This window comes from Halobacillus sp. HZG1, from assembly GCF_035818575.1.
Taxonomy (GTDB): Bacteria; Bacillota; Bacilli; order Bacillales; family Halobacillaceae; genus Halobacillus; species Halobacillus litoralis.
The window spans coordinates 43,210-64,253 of the sequence record NZ_JAYLVQ010000055.1 but is presented as its reverse complement, the minus strand read 5'-3'; the positions used below and the strand labels follow the sequence as shown (position 1 = coordinate 64,253).

The following is a 21,044-nucleotide window of genomic DNA, read 5'->3' as shown; positions in this document are numbered from 1 at the left end:
TCTTGCTGGAAGGTAGTTTCGAGAATTTCTTCCAGCAAGAGGGTGGAGGGGAATGGCGAGACTCCTGCGGGAAAAAAGTGCTTGGTGAGACCCCACAGGACGCAGTCCGAGGAGGCTCACCGCGCTCCCGCGGAAAGCGAGCTATTCCCCGTAGCCCCCATCCACTCAACAAAAGTCTCGAAACTGAGTCTTCCACTAAAGAGAGCTTTTAATGAACGAGCACTTTAAGTCTTCCTTCCTATTTAAATCGTCCTGGGTGTTGCCGATATTTATAGATGTCAGACATCATATGAAGGAGTGGTGATTTTGAAACGTCTCTACATACTATTCGTCCTCCTTTCCTTGCTCATAGGAATGGCAGGATGTGCGAACAATGAAACGAAAGCGAATACAGAAGATCCGATAAGCGCTGGTCTGATTGTCACAGACAGCGGTCTTGGTGACGATTCTTTCAGTGATTCAGCTTTTCAAGGACTCGAACAAGCCCGTGATGAGTTGGGCATCACTTTTGATTATCGTGAACCATTTGAACAGGATTATGAAAAGAATGCCCAGGAATTATTAGAACAAGACCATGATGTCATCATCGGGCTTGGATATAATTCGCAGGAAGCCATTGAGAAGTTAGCGCAAGAAAATCCTGATCAAGCATTTGTCATGATTGATGCTGTCTCTGAACTTGAAAATGTAACGTCCATCACCTTTAAAGAAGATGAAGGCAGTTACTTGATCGGGCTCATTGCCGGAATGAAAACAAAAACAGGGACTGTCGGATTTATTGGCGGCGAAAAAATTCCAGTTGTCGAACGTTTTGAAAAGGGTTTCAAAGCAGGAGTGAAAGAAGCGAATCCAGATGCAAAGATTCTTTCTGAATATGCAGAGACCTTTGATGATGATGAACGAGGAGCGACGATCACAAACGAGATGGTGGCAGAAGGTGCTGACTTCGTCTTTCCTGCGGCAGGTTTTACAGGCATAGGCGTGCTGAAAGAAGCTCAGAAACAGGAAATTTACGCATTCGGTGTGGATAGCGACCAGTTTTTCGTAGCGGAAGAAGCCGTCGTCTCTTCCATGCTTAAAAATGTTAACGTCGCTCTCTATGATGTGATGAAACGTTTGAGTGATGGACAAAAGCTCGATGGAGGAACACAAACGCTCGGCATTCAGGAAAATGGCGTAGGACTTGCTCCGATCCGAGTGATCGAATTGACCTCTGAGGAACAAAATCTATTAAATGAAGCGACAGGAAAGTAAGGAGGAAACGTGATGACTATTGGAAGAAGATTGTACACAATGACTCTCATTCCATTACTTTTATGCCTGGCTCTCATTAGTTTCATTGTTTTTCAAATGATGGACTTACAACGCGCGTCCAATCAAGATGTTCAAATTCTACTTGAAGGGAAAGAACTGCATGGTCAGCTCGTCAGTGTGGAACAGGCTTTGACCACCTATGGATATAACCCTTCAGAAGCTTCACGCAGCGAAGCCGAGGTTCTGATCGAACAAACCGACAGCATCTTCGGGGATATGGAACCCCTCATTGCAACAGAAGCTCAGGAACAATGGTACAACCAGGCACAGTCAAAGTTTGAAAATTGGACAGAACTTGCATCAGGGGCCCTGGCAAGCAACGATACCAATGAAGTACAACGTCAAGCTGCGCGTACCGGTGGGATCATCAATGATATCTACATGCTTCAAAGAGAAGCGCAATCTTGGTATGACGCTCAAATGATGAATCAGAAACAGACCATACAAAACTTGATCCTGTTCACAATCATCGCAGCTGCCGTCCTTGTAGTTTCTACGATTCTTTCAACTACAAGACTAACGAAACTTATCGCGCGGCCAATTCGTGACCTCGCTGAAAAAGCCTCCGAAGTGGCTAATGGAAACTTAACAACTTCGATTGAAGTTAGCGATAAAGAGAAGGACGAAATTGGTCAACTGAAGCGATCCTTCCGTACAATGATCGGTAATTTGGAAGGAACCGTTCAATCTGTTCATCACATCGGGCAGAATGTACAAGATTTCAGTTCCCGTCTTCACAATGAAATGGGAGGCCTTTCTGAAATATCAAGTCAAGTAGCCCATTCAACCGATGAACTTGCCCAAGGGAGCCAATCCATTTCTGAAGATGTCCAGGATGTGGCAAATCTTATGGATGATCTCCACCAGGGATTTGAAATGAATCGTGAACAGGGGCAATCCTCGAGGAAAGCCAGTCAGCAAGCCCTCACTTATGTCGAGGAAGGACAGACGAGCATAACAGATCAACGGGCGCTTATGGACCGAAGTGCAGCATCCATCGCGAACGTAGAAAAGTCCGTGAATCATTTCATCCAATATACGGATCAAATTGAATCTACCGTAAAACTCGTCAATGATATTGCAGAACAGACAAACCTTCTAGCCCTGAATGCTGCGATTGAAGCAGCACGCGCTGGTGAACATGGAAAAGGCTTTGCTGTCGTAGCGGAAGAAGTGCGTAAACTCGCCGATCAATCCACTTCAGCTACGGGACACATCACTGAAATGGTCAAGCAGATCAGAGAAGGCGTCCAAGTCATTGAACAGGAAATGCAGGAGACCATTCAAATTTCTGAGCAGCAAAACCTTTCGGTCGATACATCTAAGACAGCTTTTGAAAAAATAAGCGCCCAAGTGAAGAGAATCGACGAACAGCTGGAATCACTGGTCAATGGCTTAGATGAATCTAAAGATAAGAGTGCAAATGTTTATGTTTCCGTAGAGAATGTGAGCAGTATCGTTGAAGAGACGGCTGCTGGCACAGAGGAAATCTCTGCGTCTACCGTCGAGCAGCAAGCGGCCTTCCAACAGATGATCAAAGAAACGGATCACCTTGAAGATATGGTGGCTGACTTGAACGAGCAACTACAGCATTTTGAATGGAATCAACAATACGCAGAAAATCCTCTAGAAAAAGAGATTGAAGTAGATTTTGAAGATGACGCTGAAAGACCCTACACCGCTTCTGCTTAATGAAGCGGTGTTTTTTTATCTGCGTGTCGGTCTACCGGCAGGGCGTTCGAGAGATCGAAGGTCTTCATCGATGTTCATCACCTTTTGTTCCACCATCTGTCTCGCGTCTGCTACTCCTTTGTTATAAAAGAAGGGGCCCATCTCTTCCGCTAACTTATGTACCCATTGTTCAGCGGCAAGGTCACCAATCACTTCTCCCCGTTCTAACTCAAAATATTCTTTCACCTGAACCACCATATATTCTCTTTCTTCTTTCTTTAATTTCATATTCTCCCCCCCTTTTTCCTTATCCTATCATATTGTCTTTCATCCCTGTCACACAGACCGCATCGTTGGGTTTTTCTGATTTGAAGTGGATCCTCACATGTTTAAATCCTGCTTTTACAAGAAGGCTTTGCATTTGACCACCCAGCACTTCCGTCGTGTCATCGGTCGCCTCCTCTTCATGCGGAACCATCGTCAGGGCGATTTTCCCCTGTTCGCTGAGCAGCGTACACAAGTGGCGGAGAATTTCTATGGGATCCTCCCAAAAAGTGATATTGTTGACAGCGTAAATTTTGTCCAAAGGTTTGTGGAAATGCAGCAGTTGACAAGCCTCGCCATGAAAAATACCAACCTGATTTGAGTATGTTTGATCATTTAACTTCCTTAAAACCATTTCAACCATCGGCTCTGAAGGATCCATCCCATACAAAACCTCCGGTTCGAGGGCGGCTATTCTCTTCAAAGCTGCTCCAGAACCAAACCCGACCTCTAAAACGCGATCTTCTTTTCCTATATCCAGAAATGATAAGGTCCAGTCGTTTAACTCCCTGTTTTCTCTTTCCATAAACATCCCGGCGAACTTACCTGTGATTCCTTTTGGTTTTGCGAATTGATTATAAATCATATCCCCGTCCTCCTTTTCTACCCCTTTACCCCTATCTTTTTAGGTTCACGCATTCCGAAAGTAGTATTAGTTTTTTTCTGGTCGGTTTGTTTGTATGATAAATGACAGAGGGAATTATGTAAGACCCATATAATGAGAATCATAGGGGGAGATTCGGTTGAAGAAGTTCATGCCATTTTTCCTGCTGGCGATCCTGTTTATGACGGCCTGCAGTGATACATCTACAAATAATAAAGATTGGACAGAAGCTTCCTGGGAAGAAATCGAAGCAGAAGCAGAGGGTACAGAAGTCCGCCTGTACATGTGGGGTGGCGATGAAGGAATCAATGCCTACATCGATGACTATGTCACACCACAGGTGGAGGACGAATACGGGGTTTCGCTGAAACGCGTTCCTCTCGACACACCGGAAATACTACAAAAGCTCCAAACAGAAAAACAAGCGGATAAACAAGAAGGCTCAATTGATGTGATATGGATCAATGGAGAGAATTTTAAGAATGCGAAAGAAAACGAATTGCTGATGGGATCTTTTACAGAAGTTCTTCCTAACTTCAATGACTACTACAATACTGAAGATCCAGCTTTCCAAAGGGATTTCGGTACGGAAGTGGAAGGCATGGAAGCACCTTGGGGCAAAGTCCAGTTCGTGTTTCATTATGATTCAGAAAAGATTGAAAACCCTCCCGCTACATTTCAAGAATTACAAACGTGGGTAGCTGAAAACCCTGGCAAGTTCACCTATCCTAGTGCGGAGGAATTTACAGGCAATGCATTCTTAAGACACGTCTTGTATGCTCAAGCAGAACAGCCTGCGGATATTTATGAACAACCATTGGAAGAGAACAACATCACTCCAACTGCCGAGCGTACATGGTCCTATCTGAATGAAATGGAGAACAATCTCTGGCGCTCAGGGGAGCATTACCCAAACAGCCTGACAGAGTTAGACCGTTTGTACAGTCAAGGAGAAGTATGGATGACGATGGGGTATAACGAATCGCGTGCGGAATCACTGATTGAAGAAGGCGTATTCCCTGCTTCTACTCGTTCGTTCGTCATGGAACCAGGGTCCATCGGAAATACACATTTTCTCTCCATCCCTTTCAACAGCCCGAATCAACCTGGGGCATTAGCCGCCATCAACTTCATGCTTTCACCAGAAGCCCAGCTTGAAAAATATAAACCGGATGACTGGGGAGAAAATACACCGATCAGTTTCGATCAATTGCCTGAAGACATCAAAGAGGAATTCAAGGCTGTCGAACGAGGGGAAAGCGTGTTATCAACAGAGGAACTTCAAGAAAGCTTCCTGCCAGAATCAGAAGCCGCCTATGTGGATTGGATGAAGGAAAAGTGGTTCAATGAAGTTGTTCAAAAATAAAACCTTCCTTCTCTTCCTACCTGCGGGCGCCTTTTTGATCATCCCTTTCTACGGATTCCTTTATGCGGTCATTCAAAGCTTAGGTGGAGAAGGGTTCACTCATTATCATGAGATTTTAAACTCCGAACGTTTTCTGTCTTCTGTCTGGTTTAGTATCCGAACAGCAGGGATAGCGACCATTCTTTCCATCATCCTTGGCCTTGGTTTCACCAAATGGTTTCACCCGTTGTTGACCCATACCTCACACAGGGTGATGGTTTGGATTCCCATGCTTTTTCCTCATTTCGTTTGGGGATATATGATTATTCTTCTACTCTCGGAAACAGGATGGATGGCTCAAGCTTTCACAGCTGCCGGCTGGTTGGAAGACAGATCAAACTTTCCCGTATGGACCCGTGATCCGCAAGGCATAGGAATCATCATCACTTATGTATGGAAAGAGGTCCCTCTTGTGATTTTGCTGCTTTTTCCTGTGTATGCATCTATCCGTCCGGAGTATTATGCTCTTGTAGACAGCCTTGGAGGCAATGCGTGGCACCGCTTTACTGCGGTCGATCTGCCTAACCTCCTCCCTGTTCTCGTGGAGTCATTTTTGATTATCTTCTCGTTCACTCTGGCAGCCTATGAGGTTCCAGCACTCATCGGAACCACCTTCCCCGAGATGATATCTGTGCTTGGGTATGAGTGGTTTTATGGAAGCTCCTGGGATGACCGCCCACTGGCCTTTGCCGCCATGGTCTTGACCAGTTTATTCCTCCTGATCCTGACATTAGTGGGTTACTTTATATTAAGCCGCCCGAGGTGGAGAGCGATGAGGGGGAATCGACCATGATTCGTAAAAAAGCGTGGTTTCTGATTTTAACTTTGCTTCTTTTCGTCATACCGCTGACCGCCTTGCTATTGCAAAGCTTAAGTGCCCCTTGGCGCTTCCATACGGGACAAGGCCTAGACTGGGGATGGCAGGGGTACGCCATCCTATTTGAAAACCCACAGTTGTGGGAAGCGACGTTCATTTCCATTGGAATCGGGTTTGCTGTGCTGTTCATGAATGTCACAATCGGTTTGTTTACAGGAAAAGCACTGGTCTCCTACGCTTACCGTGGAAAAGCCTGGTTGGAGGCTCTGCTTTTATCGCCCATTTTGATTCCATCCCTGGCCATTGCCATGGGCTTGCATTTATTTATGATTCGCATCGGCCTTGCAGACACCATCTGGGGCGTCATGCTCATCCATTTAGTACCGACTGTCCCATACAGCATCAAGATTTTTCATAACAGTTATCAGCAAATGGGAAAAGCCATGATGGAGCAGCCTCACATTCTTGGAGCAGGATTTTGGACCCAGGTCTTCACTGTAGAGCTCCCTTTACTCAGACCTGCGATCCGGAGCCTCACCTTTTTAACGATTGTGATCAGCTTGAGTCAATATGCCCTTACCGCCATTATCGGAGGTGGCCGGGTGCTGACGTTGCCATTGGTCTTTTTTCCTTTTCTGGATAATGCGAACACGTCAATCATGGCGGCATTCTCGATCTGGTTTGCACTTATCCCCCTTTTCATGTACATCATCATCGAAGTTTTGATGATGTTTCTCCCCTACTCTCGATTGCCATGGAGGAATCATCGATGACACAGAAGAAATTAGAAATGAAAAACATTACGAAAACCTTTCATCAGGATAAGATTTTGAGTGAACTGACTTTCCATCTGGAGAAAGGGGAAGTCATGAGCATTGTCGGACCCTCAGGGAGTGGCAAAACGACATTGCTCCGTATCCTCGCAGGACTTGAAAAACCGAGCGATGGCAAAATCATCATGAATGGGAAAGACATTACGAAACAGAAAGCGAACCAGAGAAGCATCAGTCTCGTTTTTCAGCAGCCATTGCTTTTCCCGCATATGACTGTAAAAGAGAACATCGTTTACGGTGCAAAAGTCTCAAAAAAATATAAAGAACAAAAGGTTGAATCTTTACTGGAAGCTATTGGAATGGTGCGTTTCCAGAATCATTATCCTTCTGAAATTTCGGGCGGGCAACAGCAGCGGGCGGCTCTCGCCCGTGCGATGGCTACAGAACCTGAGGTGATCCTGTTTGACGAACCCTTCAGTAGTTTGGATCCATCTTTAAGGCAGGATTTGAGGTACTGGGTGCGGGACTTCCTTTCCTCGAGAGAAACGACCGCGGTATTCGTTACACACGATATGGAGGAAGCGATGATTATGGGCGATCAAATCGCTGTCTTTGAAGACGGGAACTTTCAACAAATCGGCACAGCTGAGACGTTACACAAGTCTCCAGCCAACTTGAGGGTTGCTTCCTTTTTAGGGGGCCATTTGATTTTAAATGATCACGAATTCGCTCCTTTACATGATGTTCAAGTAGGGACTAAAAAAACAGTGGAAGATGGGGTGAACTTCCAGGCTACTGTCGAGCATATCACTTACCAGCACGGACGGCCGATTGCCCATTTATATGTCATCGATCTTAAGAAAAAAGTATCTCTTCCGTTCGACGGAACGTTCCCCTCGCGGGAAGTCCAGGTTACGATTCCGACTGATTCCATAAGGACCTTCAGCGGAGAGACCCTATGAACAAAAAAAACATAGTACGGACGGCTTTGTTCCTTGGCCTATTTATTGCTCTTGCCTGGTTTGTCCGCTCCCGTTTTGACGTAAGTGCGGATAACATCCGCTCCTATATTCTATCTTTCGGAGCATTGGGACCACTTATTTTCATGGCGCTGTATATCATCGGCCCGATCGTCGTATTTCCTACCTCCGTCCTTTCACTCGCTGCGGCTTTCGCTTATGGAATCTGGCCCGGTATGCTGTATATCGTCATCGGAGCAACAGGAGCTGGAGTGACTGGGTATATCATGGGAAGGTTTTTCGGAGACTCTGTACTTAAATTCCACCAGTCGAAATGGGCCGGGAACATCTATGAACGGATGCAGGGCCAGGGATTCCTTTATGTGTTCGTCCTGCGTCTTATTCCACTCGTCGGTTTCGACATTTTGAGTTATTTGGCAGGAATGACGAGAGTGAAGTTCCTCTCTTTTGTTCTGGCGACGGTGATTGGGATGCTTCCCGGAACGTTTGCCTACAGCCTGGTGGGCACCAGTCTCGCGAGTGGAGACCGCACACTGATTCTCATCGCCTTCAGTGTTTTCATCCTTCTCCTCGTCACCACCTACCTCTTCCGCAACAAAGTAAGAACCTGGCTCAAACTCTAAACGGTATTCCATGATCCAGCAGGATTCCAAAAGACTCACTTTTGAAATGTTTCTGGAAAAAAAAGAGTCTTTGATCGCGTCGAAGAGGACGCATCAAAGACTCTTTTTACTTATATTTAGCCATGAACTCACGATCAATTTTATTTTTCAACTGCCATGCCTTCTTGTTATGTGAACTGACAAGTCCATACACAAGAAACCCCTTCTTTCCGCCTGTTGATAAAATATATAGGGCATTCTTCTGTGGGACGAACGAATCCAATGATAAGCCCGAAAGATAATTTTTCAAGTTCTGCCAAAGGACCGGCCCTTGTCTTACCGCATACACCCCACTTTTTGGCAGGTCCGGATAATCAATCATTGTCACACAATCCCCGGAACCAAACATGTAATCAAAGTCACGGAATTGGAGAGTAGATCGTATAAGTGCGAAAGAGCGTTCATCTATGGCGAGTGACGAGTTTTCAAAAATCGTATCTCCAATGGCACCCCCCAGCCATAGCACACCCGTATGACGTACTCGATTGCCTTTGTCCGTTTTGACGAATTCCTCAAAAACCTCTTCCACTCGTTCATTCTGCCAGACACGCACGCCTTTTTTCTCCAGTAAATTTTTCAATCTTGCAGAGACCCATTTCGGTCCATCAGCAAGTATTCGGTCAGATGTAATTAAACGGACCTGCCCCGGAATCTTGTGTTTGTCCTTATAGGCTTGAATAGACATCGCAAGCTCTGTGCCGGCAGCACCTCCTCCGACAATGAGGGGCTTAGTCGTCTCTCTCAAATCTCTCATCTCATCTGTAAATTCGTAATTCGGCTTAATTGTCCGAGCAGCTGAATCCTCAAATGCTAAGGGTAAACTTTTAGATCCTATATCAAAACTGACAACATCAAAGGGATATACAGACCCATCTTCACAAACGACTTTTTTTTGCTTCGGTTTGATAAAGGCTGCTTTTTTAGGGATCCAATGGACGTTGGCTGAATTTGCTAACTGTCGAATATCTACACGAATATCCTCTTCCGAATAAAGCCCTTCAGTGAAACCTGAAAACATTCCTGAATAATACTGATAGGGGGAAGGTGTAATCATACAAACATCGACCTGTCTCCAATTTTCATTCCGCAGTCGACTTACTATTTCCAAGTGGGCATGACCTGCACCAACGAGCAATAACCTTTTTGACAAGAGAGCACCTCCTTACAGAAAACGTCCACATGGCAGAACCATGTGGACGTGTACTTTAAAGACTTGCCTGTAAAAACTCCTCTACTTCCTCTGGAGTTTTAGCATTCGCACTATGAAGGTGGGCTTTTTTGTTGCCATCTTTAAAAATCAGGATGCTTGGGATCCCCATCACTTCATACTTTTCCGCGATTTCCGGTAGTTCATCGCGATTGACATTATACCAATCGTACCCACTGTATTCCTCCAGGATATCTCCGATAAACATCTCCATTCGTCGGCAATCTGGACACCAGTCTGCTTCGAATTTTACGATGACCGGACGATCGCTTGCAATTGTCTCGTTGAATTTATCCGTTGTATGAATGGCTTCCATCAAACTCAATCTCCTTTATTTATAACTACTATTATCATACCCAAAATGTATGCATTTGTCTTTCCTCAGGCTTACTTATACTCCACCCGGCCCAATAGCCATGCGGCAAGCAACCCTCCAAGGAAAGCAACAATGCTTACAAGCATCATCACACCTGTGCCGGGCAATCCCGGGAAAATAACGAATACAGAACCGATGACTAGACCGATGATGACCGCAAAGGTTCCAGACGTATAATTTTCAAGGAAAAACTTAACAATCTTACTCATTACCACGATTCCACAAACAATTCCTGCCCCTACGACAGCAATGATATCAATGCGAAAGTCAGAGATCCCTGAAGTGACGGTTGTATAAACTCCGATAATCAACAAAATGAATGAACCACTAATCCCAGGCAAAATCATCGCACTGCTTGCAATCCATCCAGAGAAAAACAATAAAATGTATCCAGCGAATGAGAGATTTTGCATCGGTTCGGATTCCGCTGTCTGGAAAAATGCCATCGAGGCAACGAGGACAGCTCCGATCAGCAATAACAAAAAATGTTTCGCTTTAAAATTATGCTTCACATCTGCTTTATGTGTTAAATACGGCAGCACGCCGATGATCAGACCCAGAAAGAAAAACTGTGTAGGGCCCGGGTAGTGTTCAAACAACCACTCAATTAAATTTGCCATCAAACCGATAGCAATGACCACTCCAATTCCTAGTGGCAGCAGGAATTTTAAATGTCTTTTCCATTCCTTACTAAAAAAACCGTTAATGGCTTCGATCAGGCGGTCGTAAATGCCGAGAACGACAGCAATTGTCCCTCCGCTCACACCCGGAACGACGTCACTCGCTCCCATCAGCATGCCTCGGTAAATATTTCTCCATTCCCACATATCTTTGGCTCCTTTTATATCTAACCCTTTTCCTTATTATTCTATCAGATTTCTCTAAGCTTTTATGATACATTTTCATGAAAAGAAATACAATCTGTACAAAATGAAAGCCCACTTCCCTGTGATTTCGGTTCCTACGATTAGAAATCATCCCCCAAGACTCTATCACTCTTTCAATAACAAGCACCTTTTGAGAATAGAAAAATTGATGGAAGAAGGAACTCCCACAACATAAAGTGAAAGTTCCTTCTGTAATCAAGCTGATGTTTTTTCTTGTTTATCTTTCCCTCGATCAAGTGCGATTTTATCTGCACGAAGGGCTTTATATAAGGAAACGACCATTAAAATCATGATGAAAGAAAATGGAAAGGCTGCTGATATAAGCGCGTTCTGAAGCGCCTGCAATCCACCGGAGTATAACAGCACAGCGGCCATGGACGACTGGACAATCCCCCATACGAACTTAACCATAGTAGGCGGTGTCAGGGATCCATTTGTCGTCTGCATTCCTAATACAAAGGTCGCAGAGTCTGCGGATGTAATGAAGAATGTCCCGATCAATACCATTGCAATAATTGAAAGAACTAATCCCAACGGGTAATTATCGAATGTCCCGAACATCACCTGCTCTGTAGCTAGATCGGAAAGTCCTCCCTGATCCTGCTGAACTTTAATTGCAGATGATCCGAAAGTAGAAAACCATAGAAAACCTATAGCAGAAGGTACAAGTAGGACACCGGACAGAAATTCACGAATCGTACGTCCTTTGGACACTCGAGCGATAAAGATTCCTACAAATGGAGACCATGCAATCCACCATGCCCAGTAAAATACTGTCCAGTTGTTGATCCAGGTACGGTTCTCTTCATTGTTCGGTGCAAGTCGGAAACTCATGGACGGCAGGTTTTGTAAGTAGGCGCCAATCGTGTCTGTAAACATATTCATGATGAACAGCGTAGGACCTACGACCAGCGTAATGGCTAACAGAGCAATAGCTAGAATCATATTGGTGTTACTTAAATACCGGATTCCTTTGCTCAATCCGGTATAAGCGGAGATCATGAACAGAACAGTCACCACACCTATGATGAGCAACTGAATACCGAAGGAATCTTCCAGCGGTGTGAGGAACGTCAATCCACCATTGATTTGTGCCGCACCAAAGCCAAGAGTCGTGGCCACACCGACAATAGTCGCAAATACAGCGATGATATCGACAACTTTCCCCCATGGACCATTCATTTTATCCCCGAATAAAGGCTCGAGTGTGGAGCTGATTAAGGCTGGGGCCCCTCGACGGAATTTGAAATAAGCGAGGACTAGAGCAACGATGGCGTAGATTCCCCATGCATGAACCCCCCAGTGGAAGTACACGAAACGCATGGATTCATTCAGAGCGGCGGCTGTACCCGTCTCTGTGGTCGGAGCGTTATTGGAGTAGAAGTAAATCGGTTCTGCCGCTCCCCAGAAGACGAGACCGATTCCCATCCCGGCACTGAAAAGCATCGCGAACCATGTGGCGTAATTGTAATCAGGCTTGTCCGTAGGCTTTCCGAGTTTCATTTTTCCATAAGGACTGAAAATCATATAAAGACAGAAAATCACAAAACCAGTAACGATCAGCAAGTAATACCATCCAAAGTGAACAGAGATGTAAGATTGAATACTACCTGTGATGCTTTCAAGATTCTTCGGGGCAACCGAACCCCAAACGACTGAGAATAATGCAATAGCTAATGTAACCCAAAAAACGGAAGTGACTTTTTTCATTGTAAACTCCTTTCCAAAACCTTTGCGTATTTTCGATACAGAGGGATGTTCATTCGAGGGGGAAATGACTGATGTATGTTTATCGAATACCCAAACCAAGAAAAAGTAAACAATTCGTCGAATTATTCCGACAAAAATATAGCCCAAAAGACGGGTGTCTTCTGGGCTTTATCCATTTATAAGTTTTTTGCGTGATTAATAGAGTAAAGCTTCCAGCCACGGATGTTCTGGCTGATGATGCATCAGTGCCTGCTTCAACCACTCTTTCTGATGTTCATTCAAATATGGGAAGACATGGACGAAGTCCTGTTCATCTTTCTCTGTTGTATGAGTGGATTTATAGAGGAGCACGATCTCTGGGTTCAAGTACGCGTACCCTTGTTCTGATTGCAGTTGCATACGGCTGGTTTCAAAGGTGATGGAAGGATCTCTTCTGAACTGCCAGCGACGTCTGTTCTGTTCATTGAGAAGAATTTCAAAATGATGACCCTCCTGAGAAGAAGCATGGATCTCATGGACAGGTAGTATAAGGTTTTCCCCTTCCCAGCGCTTGAGTTCCTTCTCTTTTGCGACATGCAAATCCCACGTTTTCAATGTTCTGTATAACGCGTGTTGATCTTCACGGAAAATGGCGACTTCTACATCTTCGTGATGTCTCGTTTCTTCACCGATATGAAGATCAATAGCCCATCCCCCTGCAAACATCCACTCACCCTCAAATCCACTTAACCACTGGCGGACTTCTCTACATTTTTCAAACATGCGAACCCCCTCTTTATCATTTTGTCCGAGTTTAAAAACGCTTATCCCAATCATTCTTCCACTCTTTCTTTTGGAAAAGTTTTCTTATAGGATGGAAGATAGATCTTCACATGGGGGAATGGATATGCTGAAAGGAAATCTTGTTGAACTACGTCCTGTTTCAAAGGAGGACTTGAAACACTTGTTTAAGTGGGCGAATGATGAAGAAATAGCGAACCTTGCACACGGAAGTGGTTCCGCCTATCAAAATAACAATCCGCAGGAAGACATTGAAGCTTTTTATGAAAAGAACCTCACTGCACAACCGCTTTGGGAAACTGGCCGTGTGTTTATGGTTTATACGATCAGCACCAAAGCGCCTATAGGTAAATGCAGTTACAGCAGCCTTAATCCAGTGACAAGGGCTGCAGAAATCGGCTTAAGCATCGGGGAAAGAGAGTATTGGGGCCATGGATATGGCAGAGATATCATTCAAACATTGTTGAAACATCTCTTTCACACCTTGAACCTTGAACGGGTTCAACTGGATACATGGAGCGGCAATACACAAGCGCTGAGACTCTATGAAAAAACAGGTTTCCAGACAGAAGGGCGACTTAGGAAAAATGAATATGTGGATGGTGCCTATCATGACACCATCCTCATGGGGATGCTTCGCTCTGAATTCCAGGGTTGAATGTTTTTCGCAGGAAAATGTAGGGAATAAACAAATCGATCATCATATTCATGTTCATCTATAATCTATGATTCATGAAAGGAGTCCACGATGAAAGATCAACTCAAAAACCCTGTTTTCCTCATTTCTGCAACCGTCATCACTGTCCTCGTCATCGTAGGAGCCGTCAACCCTGAAGGCTTCGGTACTGTCGCTGGTACCTTATTCGAGTTTACTACGGTTAATTTCGGCTGGTTTTATCTCATCTCTGTCTTCGGCTTTGTCATTTTCCTAGCCGCTCTCGGACTAAGTAAATACGGAAAAATTAAGATCGGACCACAAGATTCAAAGCCTGAATTCCCTTTCTTCACGTGGATCGGCATGCTCTTCTCTGCCGGATTCGGTGTAGGACTCGTATTCTGGGGAGTCGCAGAACCGATGAGCCACTTCTTTGAAACGCCATTCTCAGATTTGGATGCCCAAACCGAAGATGCCGCACGTGTTGCCATGGGGTATTCTTTTTTCCACTGGGGAATTAACCAATGGTCCGTTTTCGCCATTGTGGGCCTGCTCATAGGCTTCCTGCAGTTCAGAAAAGATAAGAATGGTCTCGTATCGACAGCTCTTGAACCTGTGCTCGGGAAATCAAAGCCTGTGAAGTACACCATCGACTCATTAGCCGTTATCGCTACTGTTATGGGAATCGCCACGTCCCTTGGACTGGGAATCCTGCAAATGAACGGTGGTTTAAACGCGGTGTTCGGCATACCGAATAGTACATCGATCCAGCTTATCATAACAGGCGTACTGCTCGTCTTATACTTAACTTCATCCAGTACTGGATTAGAAAAAGGAATTAAATGGCTCAGTAACCTGAACCTGGCCCTTTGCTTGGTTTTACTTCTATTCGTTTTCTTTGCCGGCCCGACTGTCTTTATTTTAAATAGTTTCACCTTAGGGATCGGCGATTATATTTCCAACTTTGTGGGGTATAGTCTAAGGCTGACTCCTTATGAAGGGGGGAGCTGGCTCCGGGACTGGACCATATTCTATTGGGCATGGGTTATTGCTTGGTCTCCATTTGTGGGGGCTTTCGTTGCGCGCGTTTCACGGGGCCGTACGATCAGAGAGTTCATATTCGGTGTCCTTGTCGTCCCACCTTTGATTGCATGTTTATGGATCGCGGTTTTCGGTGGAACGGCCTTGAACAGTGACTTGAATAATGGAACGAAGATTGCTGAAGCCGTCAACAATGATGTGACGGTGGCACTCTTTAAAGCCTATGAATATCTGCCTCTTACAGGTATTCTGTCTTTCTTGTCCATTCTACTAATTGCAACGTTCTTAATAACATCTGCAGACTCCGCCACGTATATTCTGGCGAGTATGACGACGAATGGCAGTCTAACCCCTGCCCTTGCTATTAAAGTAATTTGGGGTGTATTGATGGCAGCCATTGCTGGTGTGCTGCTGGTTGCCGGCGGACTGGATGCATTGCAGACGGCGTCCCTCGTCTCTGCTCTTCCATTTACAGTGATTATCATCCTCTTCGTCTATGCTTTTACAAAGATGATACGAAAAGAGCCTCTACCGGAAAGACGCAAAAGAAAGAACGAGTGAGAGAGAAAAAAGGTGTCATTCCAATAATTGGAGTGACACCTTTTCTTCTTCATACTTCTAGATCTCTGGATCATCTATACTCCAATATCCTCCATCAATCGGATCTTGGGCAGTCTTACTCTCCCCTATCCCCCATGACCCTGCGAGCGTCAGCAAAAGAACAACAAACAACCCGGCTAACCTTTTCATAGTAGAAAACCTCCATTTATTTTTATATTCTTTCTAAATAAGCGAGTGGCAGTTGAGCAAAAAAATAATCTCCCTGTTCCTGGATGAAACGGTGATAGGAATTCCTGAGCATTTCCCTGTCTCCTGTAGCCAGTCCCAGATAACTTTCTTGAAAAGGCGTGAGTGACGAAAAGGAATCCAGAATCTCCTGTGTTTTTTTATAATCCCCCCTAGCAAGAGCAAGGTGGGCCTGCTCTACTGGGTCTGTAGAGGTGATCCCTTCTGTTCTTTGATGGAAGGAGGATATGAAAGGAAGCGAGTGATTTTTCACCATTTGCAAAAACCGAAAATGCCCATCCTTTTCAGCGATTTCCATAGACTTTTGTAATGATTCCATAGAAGATTCATAGCCATTAAAGAGCTGGCATAATGCCAAATCATGATGCATACGGCTCTTTCTTCGTGATGAAACTTCTGTGTTGATCATTTTATAGGCATAACGACTCGCAAGAATAGAGTTATTGGTCTTCCAGTAGTGATAGAAAAGGAGCTCTTGATAACGTTGGTTCAAATAATAGTACATCAAAGGTTCGTCTACCTGCTGAAGCGTCTGATCGCATTCATCCAAGTACTTATCCAAGGCTGTAAACACTTTTAAATCCTGATAAGAATAAACGAGGGTGAACAAATGCAGGCAACGTAACGATGGATGCGTGAATTGAAGATCTTTTAGTTCATCTAAATAATTCTTGTTATTATCTCTTTCATTCTGAGACAGAATCACCCGATATAAATGACCCGCCTCTTTATTTATGTACGGAGAATCTGTAATGACAGAGAGCTCCTCAAAAAAATCATTCATATAAAAAAATTCCATGCAGACGATTTGTTCATCAATAGCAGAGGGGAAGTGGGAGAGGATATAGTCTTTCGTCTTCAAGACAGCATCTCTTCTAGGGTACTTCCTTAAGTAATCGAGGTAAACATCATATAAAGAGGAAGCGCGACCCATTTGGAGCTTTCGCAAGGGGCTTGGTTCAATTAGTTGGTATTCTGGCACAACGTTCGCCCTCCTTATCTATCTTTCCTCTATTTTATTGAATTTTCGAAAATATGTCCATAAATATTTAAAGATAATGAAATATTTATGGATTATATTTCCTTTTAATCAACAGTTCCTTTTCTTGAAGACTCAGCTTCGATATTTCTGTGTGATTCTAGGGGCTCCGGGAAAAGATTCGTCATGCCCATCGCCCCTTTACCGGGTAAGTTGCTCGAAGCCACTTCTAAAATTTCGGCTCATATGATTGAGAGAAGTGGGCCACTCCGCAGCACATAAAAGCTTGATAAGGTTTGGATATAAAAAAAGACACTACTTGAATGTAGTGTCAGAAAATGTTTGAGGTGAGGTACCATACGTTCCATAAAAGCAGGCTGTAGACAATGAGACGCTCACTATTGGAGCCTGTTCGAAAGGTGAAGATGAATTGTATGTGCTTCTTTGAAAAAGGATAAACCAACGGGATACCTTTTTTCGTTATGTAATCACCAAATAAATGCGAAACCACGCCTATGATCAATCCTCCGATATACATACGGGGGATGGAGAAGGCTTGTTCAAGGATAATACCGTAACCGATAAGTAAACCGACAAACAACACGGAATGGGTCATTTTTCTATGTCCGCGAATCATGATGAGGATGGGTAAAAGCAGCATGACGAAAATTTTCAGTTGTTCTCGATAGGTGTCCAAATACTCTGGTACAAACAAGTAACAGAGAAAGGCGACGGTAAAGACCGTCATAAGTCCTCGCCAAAACTTGTGGCCAAGGGTGGATGTTGGTGTGTCGATGTCCGGCAAAAGTGAGCCGAAAAGGACGAACACAAAAAATAAAACCGTTTGAAGAGGCTGTTCAGGCATCCACTCGAATGTAGGGAGTAAGGTCATGGCTCCCACCCCGAATGTGAAACCCACAACCTGGTGTCCTGATGCCATCATGGTGTGTAGCGATCCCCTCTTTTCTACTATATACGTTTCATTAGGAAGAAGCCTGCACGTGGAACGTTTCCTAAAAAAATAAACCCACAAAACCGTGGGTATTGTTTCAACAGTCTTTTTCAGGAAGCCCAAGCATCTGAAACTTCGGCCCTTCCATAGTCTGTTTCCCTTCAATCGTCAAGGCTTCCGTCATATGGGCAATTCTACTGTCTATGGCTACAGGAATAGAGTTGATGTGATGAAGCTCATCATCCCCTTCCGGTTCACCAATCGTCATACCGATATCCGGTTCCCCACACCCGTAACCAGCAAAAAATAAGCGCAGGCATCCTGCATCTTCATCCTCTAAGATTTGATTTAACAAATCTCTCGCTTGGTCGGTGATCTTCATCGCCTTCACCCCTTCGACTATAAAATACCATAATTGCCAGCACTCCTGGTAATGATATGAATCGCATCTTATGCGCTGTAACTATTCTTCCCTTCCTTCAAATAAAAATCCCTGGTGGAGTTTCCACCAGGGATCAAGGGGTTATTTTTATACAGCGCTCGCATTGATTTCAACGTCGATGTTCCCGCTCGTTGCTTTAGAGTAAGGACATACTTTGTGGGCTTCTTCAGCAAGTGATTCCGCTTCTTCCTGAGAAACGCCTTTGACTTTCACATTAAGGACAACGCCTACTTTAAAACCATTGTCTGCTTCATCTTTCATAAGGCTGACGTCAGCAGTGATTTCAGATTCGATGTCTTTCTTCTGTTTACTTGCAACCAGGTTCAATGCTCCATCGTAGCAAGCGGAATAACCAGCAGCAAACAATTGCTCTGGGTTCGATCCTTTTTCATCACCTTCACCAGGCATGGAAAGGTTCAAATCAATTAAACCGTCATCTGACTTAACGTGGCCATTTCTTCCACCTTGTGCTGTTGCATGTGCGGTAAACATTACTTTACTCATTATCCATCACTCCTTGACTAATTATTGAATCTACTACAGTTACATTCCTCATCTTGCCGTTGATTAAACATTTCTATTCATCATAGACCCGGTACTCCTTTTGCAGATCCACAGGAGCCATCTTCACCATCCATTGCATGATGTAAGTAAAAACAGCAAGGTCATCGACAAGACCGAAGAATACGAGGAAGTCCGGGATGATGTCCCAAGGGAATAAAAGGTATGCCACTAAGAGTACAACGGAAAACCATTTCTTCCCGGCACTCACATCTTTTGATTTGAAAAATTGTACAAGAAACGGCACAGATTTTCTGACATTGAAAAGAAACTTAATTCTTCGCCATAAACGGATCATCAGCTTCCCTCCTCTCCTCTATTATAACCTTCTTATTCTGACAGGAAGCAAGCACAATCCTCACAATTGCTTAAATAAGACGTATACTTTACCATAAAAAGAAAAGAGACTATACCACATAATTGCAACCGTTACGGTGATTTACACCTACTCCACGTGTCGGAAAACGGTTGAATGCTGTGCCGCACTATAATTCAGAATTTCATAAGATATTCGGGCGTTCCAAACACATACTACCCTTAGCTACATAGCCCATTTTTTTAAGTTCTGCATAGGATATCATAGCTCAAAGAAAATTGAAGGGGAGAAAGTTGTCATGAAGATCCTACTATTGAACGGAACGATCGTCGGGAAAAAGACCCGGACGCTCCTTGATGAAATCGAAAAATATATACAACAGCTGCCAACGGAACACACCACCAAAGTCGTTGCCCTCGAGAATTACGAACTTCAATTCGTAGATGGCCGCCCAGCTGAAGAGTACAATGATGATATGAAAAGATTGATCAATGAGATCGAGGAAGCCGATGCTTATGTCATCGCTACGCCCGTTTTTCAAGGATCAATCCCAGGCACTTTAAAAAACGTATTCGATGCCGTGTCACCTCTGGCCATGCGTTATAAACCCGTGTCGATTGTCGCCAATGGGGGGACCTTGCAGCATCACCTCGTCGTAGAGAATCAATTGAAGCCAATCCTCAACTACTTCCGGTGCATGGTTACACCAAATTACGTGTACACACACACGAATCACTTTTCCACTCAAGGAGAGCTGATTGACGAAGACGTCCGCAACCGCTTAAAAGAAATGACCGTCGTTTTTGATCAATACATGCAGATGAGCCGGGAACTTGAACCAGATAAATAGGTCACTGCTCGTTTTCAAAACTAAGACATTGTAAACCCATCTAGGATCAAAAAGCGCGGGGTCTTTGTTAAGACGCCCGCGCATATTTATGCTCTTCCCATTATTTTAGTTATGTAATTCTGCGTTTCCCTGAAAGGGGGGACCCCCTCATACTTGTCTACATTGCCAGGACCAGCATTATAAGCAGCAAGTGCTAATTCCGTATCGCCCTCATAACGATCAAGCATCTGCTTCAAATACTTTGTCCCGCCCATCAAGTTCTGCTCCGGATCAAATGGATCTGTAACGCCAAGACCCTTTGCTGTTGCTGGCATCAGCTGCATTAACCCTTGAGCTCCTGCGTGACTGACTACACCAGCATCAAAGTTCGATTCAGCCTTCACCACAGACCGCACTAATTTTTCATCGACCCCATAGCGCGTGGATGCTTTCTTTATGAGCTGATCTAAATCTTCATTTCCACTGGTTACATTGGCAATGCCCATCCCTTCCTGGCTTTCCTTCACAGAAACGGGGGCCTGCTGTTCCATAAATGTGTTAACGGGTGGTGAAAGGCGCTTTGCTGAAGAAGGCTCACTCGCAAAAAATGACTGCTCCATCGCTGCATTCAGCAGACTTTGAAACGTCATGTCCTGCATCCCACCTGAAAAAGTGTCCGAGTTACGATTTCCTATCATAGACATGGCCTGCATTTGAATCATTAATTGGATTTTACTGACATCCATGTACTCCACTCCATATAGTTGATAGTTCAAGTGTACAAGATTCCTGCTTTTTCAACAATTATTCTTTTGAATATATTTTACAATTTACCAATAGTAGTCAAAACTTGAGAAAATTTTTTCTCTAAACCTCTATTCAGTTATCCTTTTTGAACGCTTTTTTCCCAAAGCAGCAACCAGGGAAAAGGTGATACAATAAAGAATAGCAA

General features: G+C 44.3%; 24 protein-coding genes. 10 read left to right on the top strand and 14 right to left on the bottom strand.

Going from position 1 to position 21,044, the window contains the following annotated elements:
- The first annotated feature begins 300 nt into the window (after window positions 1–300).
- Window positions 301–1,254 carry a BMP family lipoprotein gene (locus VKA52_RS08080; RefSeq protein ID WP_326315011.1) on the top strand — a complete coding sequence of 318 codons (954 nt, stop codon included), beginning with the start codon at window positions 301–303 and terminating at the stop codon, window positions 1,252–1,254.
- 12 nt (window positions 1,255–1,266) lie between these two features.
- Window positions 1,267–3,006: a methyl-accepting chemotaxis protein gene (locus VKA52_RS08075; protein WP_326315009.1), complete on the top strand. Its 1,740-nt coding sequence runs from the start codon at window positions 1,267–1,269 to the stop codon at window positions 3,004–3,006.
- A gap of 15 nt (window positions 3,007–3,021) precedes the next feature.
- Here the strand turns inward: VKA52_RS08075 and VKA52_RS08070 are convergent, their stop codons facing one another.
- Window positions 3,022–3,273 (bottom strand): DUF2164 domain-containing protein, encoded by a 252-nt coding sequence (locus VKA52_RS08070; RefSeq protein ID WP_160916518.1) that lies wholly within the window; start codon window positions 3,271–3,273, stop codon window positions 3,022–3,024.
- 19 nt (window positions 3,274–3,292) lie between these two features.
- The gene (locus VKA52_RS08065; protein WP_326315008.1) at window positions 3,293–3,895 is read right to left on the bottom strand and encodes a class I SAM-dependent methyltransferase; all 603 of its coding nucleotides are present in this window, start codon (window positions 3,893–3,895) and stop codon (window positions 3,293–3,295) included.
- 157 nt (window positions 3,896–4,052) lie between these two features.
- On the opposite strand from VKA52_RS08065, the gene VKA52_RS08060 reads away from it, so the two are divergent.
- The 5 genes from VKA52_RS08060 to VKA52_RS08040 are packed head-to-tail and all read left to right on the top strand — an operon-like array spanning window position 4,053 to window position 8,511.
- Window positions 4,053–5,279, top strand: coding sequence for an ABC transporter substrate-binding protein (locus VKA52_RS08060; protein WP_326315007.1), 1,227 nt, complete (start codon window positions 4,053–4,055; stop codon window positions 5,277–5,279).
- Window positions 5,260–6,111, top strand: a complete 852-nt coding sequence (locus VKA52_RS08055) for an ABC transporter permease subunit (protein ID WP_326315005.1) — start codon at window positions 5,260–5,262, stop codon at window positions 6,109–6,111. The genes VKA52_RS08060 and VKA52_RS08055 overlap by 20 nt, the downstream gene beginning before the upstream one ends.
- Entirely contained in the window at window positions 6,108–6,908 is an 801-nt protein-coding gene (locus tag VKA52_RS08050) for an ABC transporter permease (RefSeq protein WP_326315003.1), read from the top strand. The genes VKA52_RS08055 and VKA52_RS08050 overlap by 4 nt, the downstream gene beginning before the upstream one ends.
- Entirely contained in the window at window positions 6,905–7,870 is a 966-nt protein-coding gene (locus tag VKA52_RS08045; RefSeq protein ID WP_326315001.1) for an ABC transporter ATP-binding protein, read from the top strand. Before VKA52_RS08050 ends, VKA52_RS08045 begins: the two co-directional genes overlap by 4 nt.
- Window positions 7,867–8,511 carry a TVP38/TMEM64 family protein gene (locus tag VKA52_RS08040; protein ID WP_326314999.1) on the top strand — a complete coding sequence of 215 codons (645 nt, stop codon included), beginning with the start codon at window positions 7,867–7,869 and terminating at the stop codon, window positions 8,509–8,511. Before VKA52_RS08045 ends, VKA52_RS08040 begins: the two co-directional genes overlap by 4 nt.
- 106 nt (window positions 8,512–8,617) lie before the next feature.
- On the opposite strand, the gene VKA52_RS08035 is transcribed toward VKA52_RS08040, so the two are convergent.
- The 5 genes from VKA52_RS08035 to VKA52_RS08015 form a co-directional block, all read right to left on the bottom strand.
- Complete coding sequence (locus tag VKA52_RS08035) at window positions 8,618–9,700, bottom strand: FAD-dependent oxidoreductase (RefSeq protein ID WP_326314997.1); 1,083 nt, start codon at window positions 9,698–9,700, stop codon at window positions 8,618–8,620.
- A 55-nt stretch (window positions 9,701–9,755) separates the two neighbouring features.
- On the bottom strand, window positions 9,756–10,073 hold the full coding sequence (locus VKA52_RS08030; RefSeq protein WP_160916531.1) for a thioredoxin family protein: 318 nt from the start codon (window positions 10,071–10,073) through the stop codon (window positions 9,756–9,758).
- Window positions 10,074–10,144: 71 nt separating this feature from the next.
- The gene (locus VKA52_RS08025) at window positions 10,145–10,960 is read right to left on the bottom strand and encodes a DUF368 domain-containing protein (protein WP_160916533.1); all 816 of its coding nucleotides are present in this window, start codon (window positions 10,958–10,960) and stop codon (window positions 10,145–10,147) included.
- Between the two features lie 255 nt (window positions 10,961–11,215).
- The gene (locus VKA52_RS08020) at window positions 11,216–12,730 is read right to left on the bottom strand and encodes a glycine betaine uptake BCCT transporter (RefSeq protein WP_326314994.1); all 1,515 of its coding nucleotides are present in this window, start codon (window positions 12,728–12,730) and stop codon (window positions 11,216–11,218) included.
- Window positions 12,731–12,925: 195 nt separating this feature from the next.
- On the bottom strand, window positions 12,926–13,492 hold the full coding sequence (locus tag VKA52_RS08015; RefSeq protein ID WP_326314993.1) for a nucleotidyltransferase domain-containing protein: 567 nt from the start codon (window positions 13,490–13,492) through the stop codon (window positions 12,926–12,928).
- A 124-nt stretch (window positions 13,493–13,616) separates the two neighbouring features.
- Here VKA52_RS08015 and VKA52_RS08010 point away from each other — a divergent pair, with 124 nt between their 5' ends.
- Complete coding sequence (locus VKA52_RS08010; protein WP_160916539.1) at window positions 13,617–14,168, top strand: GNAT family N-acetyltransferase; 552 nt, start codon at window positions 13,617–13,619, stop codon at window positions 14,166–14,168.
- A 90-nt stretch (window positions 14,169–14,258) separates the two neighbouring features.
- The gene (locus tag VKA52_RS08005) at window positions 14,259–15,767 is read left to right on the top strand and encodes a BCCT family transporter (RefSeq protein WP_160916541.1); all 1,509 of its coding nucleotides are present in this window, start codon (window positions 14,259–14,261) and stop codon (window positions 15,765–15,767) included.
- 57 nt (window positions 15,768–15,824) lie between these two features.
- Here the strand turns inward: VKA52_RS08005 and VKA52_RS08000 are convergent, their stop codons facing one another.
- The 6 genes from VKA52_RS08000 to VKA52_RS07975 all read right to left on the bottom strand — a co-directional run bounded on the left by VKA52_RS08000 (window position 15,825) and on the right by VKA52_RS07975 (window position 19,245).
- Window positions 15,825–15,956, bottom strand: coding sequence for a hypothetical protein (locus tag VKA52_RS08000; RefSeq protein WP_326314987.1), 132 nt, complete (start codon window positions 15,954–15,956; stop codon window positions 15,825–15,827).
- A gap of 22 nt (window positions 15,957–15,978) precedes the next feature.
- Window positions 15,979–16,995, bottom strand: coding sequence for an AimR family lysis-lysogeny pheromone receptor (locus VKA52_RS07995; protein WP_326314985.1), 1,017 nt, complete (start codon window positions 16,993–16,995; stop codon window positions 15,979–15,981).
- A 328-nt stretch (window positions 16,996–17,323) separates the two neighbouring features.
- Entirely contained in the window at window positions 17,324–17,932 is a 609-nt protein-coding gene (locus VKA52_RS07990) for a metal-dependent hydrolase (RefSeq protein WP_326314983.1), read from the bottom strand.
- Between the two features lie 109 nt (window positions 17,933–18,041).
- Window positions 18,042–18,326 (bottom strand): hypothetical protein, encoded by a 285-nt coding sequence (locus VKA52_RS07985; RefSeq protein ID WP_160916547.1) that lies wholly within the window; start codon window positions 18,324–18,326, stop codon window positions 18,042–18,044.
- A 147-nt stretch (window positions 18,327–18,473) separates the two neighbouring features.
- The gene (locus VKA52_RS07980; protein WP_160916549.1) at window positions 18,474–18,890 is read right to left on the bottom strand and encodes an organic hydroperoxide resistance protein; all 417 of its coding nucleotides are present in this window, start codon (window positions 18,888–18,890) and stop codon (window positions 18,474–18,476) included.
- Window positions 18,891–18,963: 73 nt separating this feature from the next.
- Complete coding sequence (locus VKA52_RS07975) at window positions 18,964–19,245, bottom strand: YkvA family protein (protein WP_160916551.1); 282 nt, start codon at window positions 19,243–19,245, stop codon at window positions 18,964–18,966.
- 316 nt (window positions 19,246–19,561) lie between these two features.
- Between VKA52_RS07975 and VKA52_RS07970 the strand changes: the two genes are divergently transcribed.
- On the top strand, window positions 19,562–20,113 hold the full coding sequence (locus VKA52_RS07970; RefSeq protein WP_326314980.1) for an NADPH-dependent FMN reductase: 552 nt from the start codon (window positions 19,562–19,564) through the stop codon (window positions 20,111–20,113).
- Between the two features lie 86 nt (window positions 20,114–20,199).
- On the opposite strand, the gene VKA52_RS07965 is transcribed toward VKA52_RS07970, so the two are convergent.
- Window positions 20,200–20,868 carry a lytic transglycosylase domain-containing protein gene (locus tag VKA52_RS07965; protein ID WP_442788829.1) on the bottom strand — a complete coding sequence of 223 codons (669 nt, stop codon included), beginning with the start codon at window positions 20,866–20,868 and terminating at the stop codon, window positions 20,200–20,202.
- Window positions 20,869–21,044: the final 176 nt, after the last annotated feature.

What these genes read in the sequence shown, in the direction of transcription:
- VKA52_RS08075 (WP_326315009.1), top strand. Translation starts at nt 1,267, where the DNA reads ATGACTATTGGAAGAAGATTGTACACAATGACTCTCATTCCATTACTT.
- VKA52_RS08070 (WP_160916518.1), bottom strand. Translation starts at nt 3,273, where the DNA reads ATGAAATTAAAGAAAGAAGAAAGAGAATATATGGTGGTTCAGGTGAAA.
- VKA52_RS08065 (WP_326315008.1), bottom strand. Translation starts at nt 3,895, where the DNA reads ATGATTTATAATCAATTCGCAAAACCAAAAGGAATCACAGGTAAGTTC.
- VKA52_RS08055 (WP_326315005.1), top strand. Translation starts at nt 5,260, where the DNA reads ATGAAGTTGTTCAAAAATAAAACCTTCCTTCTCTTCCTACCTGCGGGC.
- VKA52_RS08050 (WP_326315003.1), top strand. Translation starts at nt 6,108, where the DNA reads ATGATTCGTAAAAAAGCGTGGTTTCTGATTTTAACTTTGCTTCTTTTC.
- VKA52_RS08045 (WP_326315001.1), top strand. Translation starts at nt 6,905, where the DNA reads ATGACACAGAAGAAATTAGAAATGAAAAACATTACGAAAACCTTTCAT.
- VKA52_RS08040 (WP_326314999.1), top strand. Translation starts at nt 7,867, where the DNA reads ATGAACAAAAAAAACATAGTACGGACGGCTTTGTTCCTTGGCCTATTT.
- VKA52_RS08030 (WP_160916531.1), bottom strand. Translation starts at nt 10,073, where the DNA reads ATGGAAGCCATTCATACAACGGATAAATTCAACGAGACAATTGCAAGC.
- VKA52_RS08025 (WP_160916533.1), bottom strand. Translation starts at nt 10,960, where the DNA reads ATGTGGGAATGGAGAAATATTTACCGAGGCATGCTGATGGGAGCGAGT.
- VKA52_RS08020 (WP_326314994.1), bottom strand. Translation starts at nt 12,730, where the DNA reads ATGAAAAAAGTCACTTCCGTTTTTTGGGTTACATTAGCTATTGCATTA.
- VKA52_RS08015 (WP_326314993.1), bottom strand. Translation starts at nt 13,492, where the DNA reads ATGTTTGAAAAATGTAGAGAAGTCCGCCAGTGGTTAAGTGGATTTGAG.
- VKA52_RS08010 (WP_160916539.1), top strand. Translation starts at nt 13,617, where the DNA reads ATGCTGAAAGGAAATCTTGTTGAACTACGTCCTGTTTCAAAGGAGGAC.
- VKA52_RS08005 (WP_160916541.1), top strand. Translation starts at nt 14,259, where the DNA reads ATGAAAGATCAACTCAAAAACCCTGTTTTCCTCATTTCTGCAACCGTC.
- VKA52_RS08000 (WP_326314987.1), bottom strand. Translation starts at nt 15,956, where the DNA reads ATGAAAAGGTTAGCCGGGTTGTTTGTTGTTCTTTTGCTGACGCTCGCA.
- VKA52_RS07990 (WP_326314983.1), bottom strand. Translation starts at nt 17,932, where the DNA reads ATGGCATCAGGACACCAGGTTGTGGGTTTCACATTCGGGGTGGGAGCC.
- VKA52_RS07985 (WP_160916547.1), bottom strand. Translation starts at nt 18,326, where the DNA reads ATGAAGATCACCGACCAAGCGAGAGATTTGTTAAATCAAATCTTAGAG.
- VKA52_RS07980 (WP_160916549.1), bottom strand. Translation starts at nt 18,890, where the DNA reads ATGAGTAAAGTAATGTTTACCGCACATGCAACAGCACAAGGTGGAAGA.
- VKA52_RS07975 (WP_160916551.1), bottom strand. Translation starts at nt 19,245, where the DNA reads ATGATCCGTTTATGGCGAAGAATTAAGTTTCTTTTCAATGTCAGAAAA.
- VKA52_RS07970 (WP_326314980.1), top strand. Translation starts at nt 19,562, where the DNA reads ATGAAGATCCTACTATTGAACGGAACGATCGTCGGGAAAAAGACCCGG.